This window comes from Neisseriaceae bacterium CLB008, assembly GCA_041228285.1.
Classification (GTDB): Bacteria; Pseudomonadota; Gammaproteobacteria; order Burkholderiales; family Neisseriaceae; genus JAGNPU01.
This window is the reverse complement of sequence record CP166133.1, coordinates 1,514,277-1,526,812: the sequence shown is the minus strand read 5'-3', so window position 1 is coordinate 1,526,812 and position 12,536 is coordinate 1,514,277. Positions and strand designations below refer to the sequence as shown.

Genomic DNA, 12,536 nt, shown 5'->3' with positions numbered 1-12,536 from the left:
GACAGTAACAGCATGGATGAGCACACCTTAAAGGCTTTAAACATCAGCGAGGCAGCGGCCAAAAAATTGGCCAAGCTCAACCTGCACGACGCCTGGGATTTGATTTTACATTTGCCGCTGCGTTACGAGGACGAAACCCACATCACCCCCATCGCCAATGCGCCTTTTGGCCAAAGCTGTATGGTTGAAGGCACGGTGATTGCGCAAGAGGTTCAGTTTCGGCCCCGTAAGCAGCTGTTGGTGCAAATTGAAGATGCCTCGGGCCACAGCCTGATTCTACGTTTCATTCATTTCTACCCCAGTCAGCAAAAACAAATGGCCCAGGGTAAGACCATTCGCGCGCTCGGCGAAATCAAACGCGGTTTTTTGGGCGATGAAATGATTCACCCCAAAATCAAAGATGTGGCGGTGGAAGGCTCCTTGCCCGACAGCCTGACCCCGATTTATCCCACCGTCAGCGGCCTGACCCAGCCGGTTTTACGCCGTATCATTCGGCAAGCCCTCGAACACACCTCCTTGGCAGACACCTTGCCGCAAAGCTTACTCGATCAGCTAAAGCTGCCTGCATTTGGGCCATCCATCGGCCTCTTGCATGCGCCGTCGCCCGAATATCGGATTCAAGACTTAAGCAATGGTGCATTGCCCGCATGGCAGCGCTTAAAGTTTGATGAGCTGTTGGCGCAGCAGCTGTCGATGCGGCTGGCCTACCAAAAGCGCCGCAGCGGCGTGGCCCAGCCTTTAGTGGGTACGGGCGAGCTGTATCAGGGTTTGGTGAACCAGCTGCCGTTTTCCCTAACCGGTGCGCAGCAAAAAGTATTGGCCGAGATCAAGCATGACTTGGCTCAAGGCTATCCCATGCATCGGCTCTTGCAGGGCGATGTGGGCAGCGGCAAGACTATTGTGGCTGCGCTTAGCGCTTTAACCGCCATCGAAGCGGGTTATCAGGTGGCGCTGATGGCGCCGACCGAGATTTTGGCTGAACAGCATTACCTTAAGTTTAAGCTGTGGTTTGAGCCGCTGGGCCTAAAAGTGTCGTGGCTGTCTGGTAGCCTGCGTAAGAAAGCCAAAGACGCCGCCAAGGCGGAAATCGCCGCCCATGAGGTTCACATTGCCATCGGTACTCATGCCTTATTTCAAGACGATGTGGTGTTTGCCAGCATGGGCCTAGTCATCGTGGACGAGCAGCACCGATTTGGTGTGGCTCAGCGTTTGGCCCTCAAGAATAAAGGCCAAAGCGTGCATCAGCTGATGATGTCGGCTACGCCGATTCCCCGCACCTTGGCCATGAGCTTTTTTGCCGATCTGGACGTATCCGTCATTGACGAGCTGCCGCCCAATCGTAGCCCCATCGTCACTAAGCTCATCAACGCCGCTCGGCGCCAGCAGGTGGAAGAATTTGTCTATCAGACCGGCCACAAAGGTGAGCAAGTGTATTGGGTGTGCCCCTTAATCGAAGAGAGCGAAGCCCTAGAGCTGCAAACCGCGGTTGACACCCATGCTTATTTGTCGGATTTGCTTAACGGCCTCAAAGTGGGCCTCGTACACGGCAAGCAAAAGCCGCAGGAAAAGGCCGAGGTGATGGCCCAGTTCGCCGCTGGCGAATTAAACGTATTGGTGGCCACCACCGTCATCGAAGTCGGGGTGGATGTGCCGAACGCCAGTTTGATGGTAATCGAACACGCCGAGCGCATGGGCCTGTCGCAGCTGCATCAGCTGCGTGGGCGCGTGGGCCGTGGTGCAGCGAAAAGCATGTGCGTGCTGCTGTTTGAAGAGCCGTTGAGTGATTTGGCTAAGGCGCGGCTGAAAGTCATTTACGAACACACCGATGGTTTTGAGATCGCTCGTCAGGATTTAAACATCCGTGGCCCTGGCGAATTCTTGGGCGCGCGCCAAAGCGGCGCACCCATGCTGCGCTTTGCCAATTTAGAAGAAGATTTGGCCCTATTAGAGCAGGCGCGCCAGCTGGCACCTGAATTGATTCAAAACCATCCCGATATTGTCGCCACCCATCTACAGCGGTGGCTGGCGCATAAAGAAGGTTATTTAGGGGTTTAATATGCTGTTGATACCGACCGCAACGCTTGACGCTTGGTTGCTTGAAGACGTCAATATGGGTGATTTAACCACCCGGACTTTAGGTTTGGCGCACACGCCGGGCGAGATGACGTTTCGCTGTCGCCATGATGTGTGCGTATCTGGCGTGATCGCGGCCAAGGCCGTGCTGGCCAGGCTAGAGCTGACCGTTGTGGCCAGCCTAAACGAAGGCGATTTGGCCACAGCAGGCAGCGTTTTATTACAGGTTCAAGGCCCAGTGGAACGGCTACAGCAGGGCTGGAAAGTGGCGCAGAATATTTTGGAATGGGCCTGTGGTGTGGCCACCCAAACCCACCAAATGGTGGCGCTGGCGCGCAGCATTAACCCTAAGGTGAACCTCGCCTGTACCCGTAAAAGCATCCCCGGAACGCGATTGTTGGCCACCCAGGCTATTTTGGCGGGTGGCGCAGTGATTCACCGAGCGGGCACGGCCGAAACCATTTTGCTGTTTGCCAATCATCGCCATTTCTTAGCCGATCCCCATGACTGGGTTGCCCATGTGGCGCAGCTGCGCGCCGGGGCACCAGAAACCAAAATCATCGTTGAAGCCGACACCTTAGCTGAAGCTAAAGCGGCTTACCAGGCTCAGCCTGATGTGATTCAGCTGGATAAATTCAGCTGTGCCGATGCGGCCAAGATTAAAGCTTATTGTGAGGCAGGGCCTCATGCCGTGACGCTTTCCTTGGCGGGTGGGATTAATCTTGCGACGGTGGCTGAATATGCCGCTACCGGCATCAATGTCTTGGTGACGTCGTCACCGTATTACGCCAAGCCCGCTGATGTGGGCGTGCGTCTACAGCCGCTGCCGGCGTAATGCTTCAGCCGTTAATGAAAAACAGCGCTGTTGAGCGCTGTTTTTTTATGGGCGAATGGCCAAATCAATCAAGGCGGACCTTGCCGCGTAGTGCCTTAGTCGCGCCCTTGCGAGATTTGCCTTCTAAACGTCTTTTTTTAGAGCCGAGGGTAGGCCGAGTGGGGCGCCGGGTTTTTTCCACCACCATGGCTTCTTGGATTAAGGCCACGAGACGGGCCAAAGCCGCCTCTTTATTCAATTCTTGACTGCGATGGGCCTGGGCCTTAATCACCACCACACCGGCAGGGCTAATCAAATGATGATTCATGGCCAGTAAGCGCTGCTGATGGTATTCGGGCAGGCTAGAAGTCTTGATGTCAAAGCGCAAATGAATCGCGGTCGAGGTTTTATTCACGTGCTGGCCACCCGCGCCCTGAGCGCGGATGGCCGTGAGTTCAATTTCGTCTAGGCTGATGCGGGCCTGATTCGAAATCACCAGCATTTATACCGCCACTTCTTGCCAAGGCGTAAATTTAAAGCCTACGTGCTGTTCCGTGTCGGACAGCCAAATGGTGTCTTCCTGTAAGGTCGCCTGAATCACCATGCTGCGTTTGGCTAAAGAAGCCAGCTGTGCCATGTGCTCGTCGTCTAAAAACAGCACGCTGAGGTTTTTGTGTTGGCTTAATTTGCTTTGATTTTGCTGCCACCAAATCGGGCCGGCACGGTCGCCGTAGGCGTACAGAATCACCTGTTCAGACTGGTTACAGGCCTTGCGTAGGCGCTTTTCATCCGGTAGCCCTAATTCAATCCATAAATCTGGCTCGTTGTAATCGTTTAAGCGCCACAGTTCAGGCTCATCATCAGCGGCCAAGCCCTTAGTAAACACCAGCCGTTCATCCGCATGACAAATCCACGCCAATAGCCTCAGCATCATTCGCTGCTCACTTTCTGAAGGGTGTTGTGCCAGCGTCAGCTGGACATCCTCATAGTGGTTGCGGTTCATGTCAGCGATGTTGATGTTTGCTTTGAAAATGGTTGCTTTTAAGGCCATGGTGGATTTTCTAGTCTGCTAGGGAAGGCGCTAGTGTACTTGATTTTGCTTGCAACGGATACGGGTGGCCGTGCTCGGTGTTTGGTTTAATGAGCTTAAAAAGGCTGAAGACCGTCGTCAGTATTTTCTTTTTTGCTGGTTGGCTTGTGCTGAATTTATTGTTTTGACAAATAGGCCTAATTGCGACATATTAGATATAGAACGTTCGTTTTCTAATGTTTGATTTGGGGCGTTGAACCTGTTTGTGCTCATGAGCGATGGCCATAAAGATTGGATGAAGGCGTTACGGCAACCGCAGGGCAATCAACGTTGATTTTTGTGTAGTGACACAAAGGAAATGGTTATGCCTTTAGTTGTTTACATATTGGGTTTGGCAATTTTTGCCTTAACCACATCAGAATTTATGGTGGCAGGCATGATGCCATCGCTGAGTAAGGCTTTTGGGGTGACGCTTGCCGAGGTCGGTAATTTGATTTCGCTGTATGCGCTGGGGATGGTCGTGGGTGGGCCCATCCTGACCGTGGGCTTGTTGAAGTTTAAAGTGTCCAATAAGAAAGGATTTTTGGGCCTGTTGCTGATCTACGTTGTTTCCCAGCTCATTTCAGCGGGGGCGCAGGATTATGGCGTGATGGCCGTGTCGCGCGTTGTGGCGGGCGTGGCGGCTTCGGCCTGTTTTGGCATCGCTTTGGCCATCAGTGCAGACATTGTTAACGTTCAATCAAGGGGCAGAGCCGCGTCGATCGTGATTAGTGGGTTAATGCTGGCCACGGTTGTGGGTGTGCCTATGGCGACGCTGATTGATCAACATCTCGGCTGGCGTGAGAGCTTTTGGCTGGTGGCGGTTTTGGCGAGCCTGTGCGTGATCATGGTTGGGCTGATGGTGCCTAATCAACCCAAAACGGCTACGGCTAGCTTAGGACAGGAGTTGGCAGAGTTTAAAAAGGGGGCCTTATGGGCGGCTTACGCCACTAGTGGCTTGGTTTTGGGGGCAACGTTTGCGGCGTTTAGCTATTTTTATCCGATTTTGACGCAGGTGTCTCGGTTTGAGTCTGCGACCATCCCTATTTTGTTTGCTGCTTATGGGGTGGCCAGTGTGGTGGGTAATTTAATCGTGGGGCGGTGGTTTGCCGATCGGCACACGATTTCTATAGTGGTGGCTGGGCTGTCTTTATTGGCCTTCAGCCTATTGCTGTTTGCGTGGTTGGCTGAGTATCGGTCAATTAGTGTCATGGCGCTATTGCTTATTGGCTTGGCTGGTTTGCCCATGAATCCCGCCATGATTACGCGCGTCATGAATGTGGCCCATCCAGGTCCGCTGGTGAATACGGTACACACCTCGGTCATCAATATTGGTTTGGGTATGGGGTCTTGGCTGGGCGGACTAGGCATCGCTCTGGGCTATGGCTTACGTGCGCCTTTATGGGTGGGCTTGGTTTTAGCGGTATTAGGCTTAATCAGCATTTTGCCTTTTTTAAAGAAGGATCGTTATCCTCATTAGATCGAGTATTTAAGGGCTGTCTATTAGAGCGATGTCGTTACAGCCGGTTAAGGGTGGTTTCTGTTTTGGTTAAATAAAGGAGGGGTGATGTTAAACCATTTTTCAGGGAAGGTGGCGCTGGTCACTGGCGGGGGTCGAGGCATTGGTCGTGCCGTGGTTCAGCAATTGGCATTGGGTGGGGCTGCATTTATTGGCATTCATTACGCGAATGACCAAGAAGCGGCTGAAACAGCGGTTGTGGCGGTTAGGGCATTAGGGGGTAAGGCCGAAGCCCTACCGGCTCAATTTACGCCCGATGCACAAAAGGGCGCTGAGGATTTATGGGCGGCTTTTAATCAGGCGGCGAACAAATATGTGGGCGGGGCTTCATTGGACATTCTCGTCAACAATGCCGGCATCGTACATGTGGCCTCTTTAGCGCAAACCACGGCCGCCATGGTTAAGGAAACGCTGGCGGTGAATCTGGAGGCGCCTTTTTATTTGATTCAGGCCGCGGCGCCTTATTTGGCAGAAGGGGGACGAATCATCAATGTGTCGAGTGCCCTAACGAGAATAGCCGATGCTGAACGGGCAATGTATAGTGCCTCGAAAGCCGCTATTGAATCATTGACGCTGTCGCTTGCCGCCGAGTTTGGACCCAAAGGCATCACGGTGAATGCGGTGGCGCCAGGCGTGATTGATACGGACATGAATGCCGATTACTTAGCCATTCCAGAGGCACGCCAGGCGGCTGAACGGTTTTCTGTTTTTGCACGCCTGGGTGGGGTAGATGAGGTGGCGAACTTGATTCGTTATTTGGCCTCGCCGGACAGCGGTTGGACGACGGGGCAAATCATCGACGTTTCGGGCGGCACGCATCTGTAACGCATGGCCCCTAAGCTTCAGGGTGCCGTTTGCTCTGGCGTCATGGCTTGGGTTGTGGCATGCTGTTTTAAAGTAAGGGGCTGTTAGTCAGCTGGCTGATGTAGGCATTTAAGGAGTATGAAACGAACCATGATGAAGCATAATGACTTGTCCGGCCAAATAGTGGCCAAACCTTTAGGGCGACCACGAGCCTATGATTTAGATGAAGCTTTGGATCGGGCAATTGATGTGTTTTGTGAGCGTGGTTACAGCGGCGCATCGATTAATGCACTGGCTGAGGCCATGGGGCTCGTCACGGGTAGTCTCTATAAAGCCTTTAAAGATAAAGAAGCGCTGTTCTTGGCCAGTTTGCAGCGATATCGGGCTAAAAATCGTGTGGCGGCTCAAGAGATTCTGGTGACAGAAGCTTCTGGCATGGCCCAGTTGCAGGCCTTGTTAAGGCTGTATGTGCGGATTTCTAATGGTGAACAGGGCATTAAGGGCTGTTTGGTGGTGACCAGTGCGGTTGAATTGACGACGTTTAGTGCGCAAGTGGCCAAACTGGTGACAGAAAGCATGGAGGATTTAAAGCGCTTACTCGAGCAGATTGTCTTGCAAGGTCAGGCAGATGGTTCGATTAGCCGCAGCATTGAGGCCACGGTGGCGGTTTCTTTTGTTTTATGCCACCTACAGGGCATGCGGGTGGTAGGCAAATTAAATCCTACCGCGCATGAACTCACTCAGGCTTCGGCCTTGGTGATTGCGGCCTTAAAGCCCTAAGGTGTTGGCACTTTAAGCACAGGCTAGTTGGGTAGAAAAAGCACCCCGACGATTCAATCGTCGGGGTGCTTTTTTATTCAAGGCGACGCCAGGCTGTGGCGGGATGAAGCAGGCTAAGCGTCCAGCGGCGTCGCTAAATGCAAAACATGGTGGCGGATGTCGTTAGGCCAGTTTTGCATGGCGTCGCTTAATTGAGCGGGCTGTTGCGCAAAGAGGGCACGGCTAGCCGCTTCGAACTGCGGTAAGTCGCCAGCCATTGCCACCATGAAGTGGTAGGCGCGCTCTTGTGCTTGGCGCAGTAAATCTTGGCCGTTGTGCTCACGGCGGGCCTGATCCACCAGCTTGCGTAGGGTGACCGATGCGCCGCCAGGCTGTTGGGCAAGCCAATCCCAATGCCGAGGCAATAGGGTGATCTCTTTAGGCACCACCCCTAATTTGGGTCGGCCTCGACCGCGCGGCAGGGACTGGCTGGGTGCTGGCTCGGCCTCTGTTGAAGGATGGGTGGCAAAGCGGGCCAATACCTCGTCATAGCTGCCTTGGGTATTGATGTCGATGCTGCGGCCGCTTTGATCGTCAAAAATAAGCAGCTGGTGTTGGTCTTCATTCTCGGCCACTTGCTTCACGGCCATGGCCACGGTTTGCAAAGTGCCAGAGACCATACGGTTGTGACCGTTAAAACAGGTGTAGCTAGGGCTATTAGGCATAGGGCCTCCTTTGTTATTACCCGTATATTAATATCAGCGGCTAATGAGTGTCAATATTATACGGGTAATAATCAGTAATGGCTGATGTGTCTGTGGCTTAATGGCATCTGAGTCGTGATTCATGTAATCAGCAGATGGGCATAAGGTTTAATAATCTTTTGGCATAAATGATACAAACGTAATTTTTATTACAAAAAACACTTGATTTGCATAAATGTACTATTTATTCTATTTGCATAAGTGTGCTTTGAATGAGGTTGGCCTCGCTAGGCTGAAGGCCGATGGAATGGGCCGCAGTTTAAGCCCGTGGCAATCGGCAATGTTGAATAGCCATTGGGCGCTTATCGGCAGTGGTCGACTCATATAAACAAGAATAAACACGTCTAAAAATAGGGGGAGCAGCATGAATACCATTAATCAGAATCACCCATCAGGTGGCCTAGCGCCTTTACGCTATTGGCAGGTGCGCATTTTTATGGTGACGTGGGTAGCCTATGCTGCCTTTTACTTAACTCGGCAGGCGCTTTCTGGCGCCAAACTGGGTATTTTGGCTGACCCCATTGCCAGTCAAATACTCTCTCGGGAAATGTTGGGCACGATGGACGCCATTTATCTGACCGTCTATGCCGTGGGCCAATTTGTATGGGGTGGGAGCGCTGACCGTTGGGGTGTACGTGTGGTCGTGTTGACGGGGCTATTGGTATCGGCGGCCACGGCTTTGGTGATGGGCCTGATCCCGGCTTTGATCTTATTTCTGCCGCTGATTGCCATTCAGGCCGCGGCGCAGTCGACTGGTTGGGCCGCTTTGTGTAAGAACGTGAATGCGTTTTATCCCTTACGCACGCGGGGGCGCATGATGGGGCTGTGGTCGACCTGCTTTATTTTTGGCGGCCTCATCGGCACGCCTTTTGCAGGCTGGCTCGCCTATGGCCTGTTTGATTCTTGGCGCATGGCTTTTGTGGGTTCGTCACTGGTGCTGTTTGTCATCGCCGGCGTATTTTATTTGGCGCAGCGCAATACTTTAAGCGACGTGGGGCTGACAGCAGAGGTTATTGAGGATGGTTCTGAGGAGGAGGCAAAAGATCGGCCGCCGCTGCGTGACACGCTGTTGGCGCCGCTGCGTAACGCGATGGTGTTTAAGTTGGGGCTGTCGTATTTATTGTTAAAGCCCGCTCGCTATGCCATTTTGTTTTGGGGCCCGGTGATTGCTTTTGAGGCCATCCCCAGCCTAAGTTTCTTGGGGGCTACGGTATTACCACTGGCGTTTGGCTTGGCTGGCCTAATCGCACCTGTGGTTTTGGGTTGGGTGTCCGATAAGGTGTTTGACGGCAAGCGCATTCCCGTCGCGGTCTTGTCTTTAGCCTTCACCATCTTGATTCTGGTGTTGTTTATGCCTTTGGCGAGTACCGGCTCGATTGCGCTCTTTGTTTTGGCTTTGGCGTTACTGGGCTTTTTCTTATATGGCGCAGAGGCGATTATCTCGGCGGTGGCCGCCATTGATTTTGGTACCCAGCGTCATGCAGGGGCGGCCGTGGGATTCATTAATGGTTGCGGCGCTGTGGGGGCGATTTTAGGCGGCTGGCTGCCCGGCTTTATGTCGGAAGGCACTCTGTTTATCGTGTTTGCGGTGGCGGCAGGACTCTCAACGCTGATTTTACTGCCGTCATGGCACCGTCGAGCAGAGCAGGCTTGAGCTTGATTCAATATGATGGGTTTGGGTGCGGTTGGCTCACTGCAAAAAAAAGCTGCGCGGTGAGTGCTGTGCTCATGAATCATTGCTGTTGAGGCTGGGCAAGGTATCGCAAGGTGATGAGCGTGAAAGAGGCGGATCACCTTGCGGCTTAAGTGAGTGACGTTAACATTAAACATCTCTTTTTTAACAATTATTTGCAATATATTAAATAATCCTTACATTTTGTGGCCTGATAATGGTGACCTAAATTCATCAATAAACGAGGACGCAATATGAAGTTATCGAGAGTGGCTGTCGCCTTATCTGGTATTTTTGCGATGGCTTACCCAACGGTTCAAGCAGCACAGCTGCCAGAGGGTTTTCCGCCCAAAGTAGCGACCCCAAACATCAACGACATCATTAATAATGCCGGGTATGCAGACGCATGGGCTCAGGTGCAAGACAGCTGGGCCAACACGCCGAATAAAAATATCAAAGTGAGTGAGCAGAAGTTTATTAATGGTCAGACGTTAACCAGCAGCCACCAGCATCAGGTCATTTATTTTGCTAAAGACAGCCACTTAATCAATAGCGAGATTGATTCGGTTCAGGTCACCATGAACGACTCCATGTCTGATTTAGACGTCAGTAGCGCGATTGGCACCAGCATTAAAGGTAAAGAAGGCCAATTGGGCGTGCTGATGCTGCGATATGGCACCAAAGCGTACGATACCGTGGTGGGAGAGTATGGTAGCTTGACGCTTGACTACGATACCGAGGCCTATAACACCTTGGTGAAAAAAGGCGGTCGGCAAACGCTGGGCGGGCGCAGCTATGCTCAAGCCAATATCATCGATGGCGGGACGCAAACGGTTGGTAAAGGCGGATTAGCCGAGGATAACCTCATCATAAATGGTGGGCAGCAGCTGATTTACTTTGATGGTGGCGAGGTAAAGAATTCCCATATTGGCGACGGCAGCTACCAGCTGACGTCAGGATTGGCGACCGACACCCATATTTACGATGGCGGCTACCAATTGGTTTATAAATCTAGCGGCGACGGCATTGGCGCCAAAGACACTAAAATCTATGAGGGCGGTACTCAGCGGGTGCAGTATGGTGAAGCCCATGATAGCCAAGTTTTTGGTGAGCAAATTATATCAGGCCAAGAGGGTGATTGGGAAAATGGCCAATGGGTTGCGGAAGATCACTGGACTTCGGGTGCCTATCCGGCCTCACGCAATGCCACTATTTATGGTCCAGGGACGCAGACAGTAGGCTATTACGGGGGCGCCTATGGCACCACCATCGAAGGGGGAACCCAACGCGTCAACGAGTTTGGCGATATTGCCAATACCAAGATTAACAAGGGTGGTGAGTCTCACCTAGCCTATGGGGCATTTTCTCGCGGTGCGCTAGACGTGGCATCTGGTTCCGTGTTGATGCAGGGCGGTGATCTGCATGAGTGGACCGATCTGAACGTTGGCGCTAAAAAAGGTGCATACGCAAAACAGCTGAATCTGATGGGTAACGAGGCAGCTTTATACATCGTACATAATGCCGATACGGCAGAGTCGGTGGTCAGCGTTGATGAGCTCATTAATGATGGTCAGGTGGTGTTTGGCCATCGAGACGGTCGTGATGAAGGCCGCTTTAGCCAGTTAGACATTGAGCGTTTAAGCGGCTCTGGCCTATTTGTGATGAATACCCACTTAGAGGGCGAGCAAGGTGACTTCTTGAACGTCACCGAAAGCATTGATGGCCGTTTTGACGTGAGGGTGAGAGATTCGGGACAAGAACTAAAAAGCAATACGGCTGATGCTCGTGCTTATCACTTAATTCATGCGAACAACAGCAATAGCGACCACTTTACTTTGGTCAACGGCAGCGTCGATTTAGGGGCGTATAAATATTATTTGAATCAAGATCAGGCCGATAGCGACAATTGGTATTTGTCGCCCATTAAAAATGAGCCCGGTCCCAACCCGGATCCAGATCCTAATCCAGATCCTAGCCCTAATCCTGACCCCAAGCCTGATCCAAAACCTGACCCTTCCGAAAGCACTAAAAACGCCTTGGCCCTAGCCAATGTGACGCCAGCGATTTGGAACAGCGAACTGTCTACTCTGCGCGTGCGCTTAGGTGAGCTACGTGATGATGGCGCAGCTTCAACCGGCGTCTGGTCGAAAGCCATTGCTAGCCGTCATCGTGTGTCTGGTCAAGCAGGTTATGAGCAAGACTTAAGTGGCATCATGGTGGGTGGTGATCGAGCCATTGAGTTGGACGACGCTCGTTTACACCTAGGGGGCTTATTTTCGTTTAGCCACTCTAAGCTGGATGCTGAGCACAGTGACGGTAAAGTGGACAGCTATGCATTAGGTCTGTATGCAACATGGTTACACAACAGTGGCTATTATGTGGATGGGGTGTTGAAAGCCAATCGCTTTAATACGGAAAACAGCGCTCGATTTAATCTCGGTAAAACCAAAGCCAAAGACCATACCAATGGCGTAGGCTTGTCGGTTGAAGCGGGTAAACACATTAAGCTCAATGATTACTTTGTCGAGCCCTATGTGCTGGCTTCTGTGTTTCATGGCCAAAAAACGGCTTACCAGTTCGACAGTGGCCTAAGCGTGCAGGCTGATGCGGCAGAATCGGTTCGTGCTGAAGTAGGCGCTACCATGGGTAAGTCTTTTGTCACTGCAAAAGGCGGATTGATTAAGCCTTACCTACGTTTAGCCGTGAGCCACGAGTTCAAGAAAAACAACGGCGTGACCATAAACGGTACGGAGCGATTTGATCATGACGTATCTGGTACCGTGGGCAAATACGGTGTTGGTGTCACGGCGATGATGAACAAGCAGTGGGCAGCGTATGGTGAACTTAACTATGCGAAAGGCAATAAAACAGAAAGCCCTTATGGCGGCTCTGTTGGCCTACGCTATAGCTTTTAATTAAATGCATAGTGCTGTTGAAAAGGCCTGTAATCATACAGGCCTTTTTTGTGGGCGTGGTTTCGTGACTCTTGAGTGGTATCCGCATATAGCCTTTGCGGCCAGTATATTAGGATTGAATATGACTTAAATAAAATATTTTTACGA

The 12,536-nt window shown here is 52.0% G+C and carries 10 protein-coding genes; 7 read left to right on the top strand and 3 right to left on the bottom strand.

Annotation, left to right across the window (positions count from 1 at the left end):
• Window positions 1–12 precede the first annotated feature (12 nt).
• Both recG and modD read left to right on the top strand, forming a co-directional pair.
• Window positions 13–2,055 (top strand): ATP-dependent DNA helicase RecG, encoded by a 2,043-nt coding sequence (recG, locus tag AB8Q18_06920; GenBank protein ID XDZ52791.1) that lies wholly within the window; start codon window positions 13–15, stop codon window positions 2,053–2,055.
• 1 nt (window position 2,056) lies between these two features.
• The gene (modD, locus tag AB8Q18_06915) at window positions 2,057–2,908 is read left to right on the top strand and encodes a ModD protein (GenBank protein ID XDZ52790.1); all 852 of its coding nucleotides are present in this window, start codon (window positions 2,057–2,059) and stop codon (window positions 2,906–2,908) included.
• A 64-nt stretch (window positions 2,909–2,972) separates the two neighbouring features.
• Here modD and arfB read toward each other — a convergent pair whose 3' ends face one another.
• Complete coding sequence (gene arfB, locus AB8Q18_06910; GenBank protein ID XDZ52789.1) at window positions 2,973–3,389, bottom strand: alternative ribosome rescue aminoacyl-tRNA hydrolase ArfB; 417 nt, start codon at window positions 3,387–3,389, stop codon at window positions 2,973–2,975.
• Window positions 3,390–3,938: a YaeQ family protein gene (locus tag AB8Q18_06905; protein ID XDZ52788.1), complete on the bottom strand. Its 549-nt coding sequence runs from the start codon at window positions 3,936–3,938 to the stop codon at window positions 3,390–3,392.
• A gap of 343 nt (window positions 3,939–4,281) precedes the next feature.
• On the opposite strand from AB8Q18_06905, the gene AB8Q18_06900 reads away from it, so the two are divergent.
• From AB8Q18_06900 to AB8Q18_06890, 3 genes are all read left to right on the top strand, one after another.
• Window positions 4,282–5,436, top strand: coding sequence for an MFS transporter (locus tag AB8Q18_06900; GenBank protein ID XDZ52787.1), 1,155 nt, complete (start codon window positions 4,282–4,284; stop codon window positions 5,434–5,436).
• Between the two features lie 87 nt (window positions 5,437–5,523).
• Window positions 5,524–6,300 carry an SDR family NAD(P)-dependent oxidoreductase gene (locus AB8Q18_06895; protein XDZ52786.1) on the top strand — a complete coding sequence of 259 codons (777 nt, stop codon included), beginning with the start codon at window positions 5,524–5,526 and terminating at the stop codon, window positions 6,298–6,300.
• A gap of 129 nt (window positions 6,301–6,429) precedes the next feature.
• Window positions 6,430–7,059 carry a TetR/AcrR family transcriptional regulator gene (locus AB8Q18_06890; GenBank protein XDZ52785.1) on the top strand — a complete coding sequence of 210 codons (630 nt, stop codon included), beginning with the start codon at window positions 6,430–6,432 and terminating at the stop codon, window positions 7,057–7,059.
• Between the two features lie 113 nt (window positions 7,060–7,172).
• Here the strand turns inward: AB8Q18_06890 and AB8Q18_06885 are convergent, their stop codons facing one another.
• The gene (locus AB8Q18_06885) at window positions 7,173–7,763 is read right to left on the bottom strand and encodes a DUF2239 family protein (protein XDZ52784.1); all 591 of its coding nucleotides are present in this window, start codon (window positions 7,761–7,763) and stop codon (window positions 7,173–7,175) included.
• A gap of 403 nt (window positions 7,764–8,166) precedes the next feature.
• Between AB8Q18_06885 and AB8Q18_06880 the strand changes: the two genes are divergently transcribed.
• Complete coding sequence (locus tag AB8Q18_06880) at window positions 8,167–9,456, top strand: MFS transporter (protein ID XDZ52783.1); 1,290 nt, start codon at window positions 8,167–8,169, stop codon at window positions 9,454–9,456.
• Between the two features lie 272 nt (window positions 9,457–9,728).
• On the top strand, window positions 9,729–12,389 hold the full coding sequence (locus AB8Q18_06875; protein ID XDZ52782.1) for an autotransporter outer membrane beta-barrel domain-containing protein: 2,661 nt from the start codon (window positions 9,729–9,731) through the stop codon (window positions 12,387–12,389).
• The last annotated feature ends 147 nt before the right edge of the window (window positions 12,390–12,536 follow it).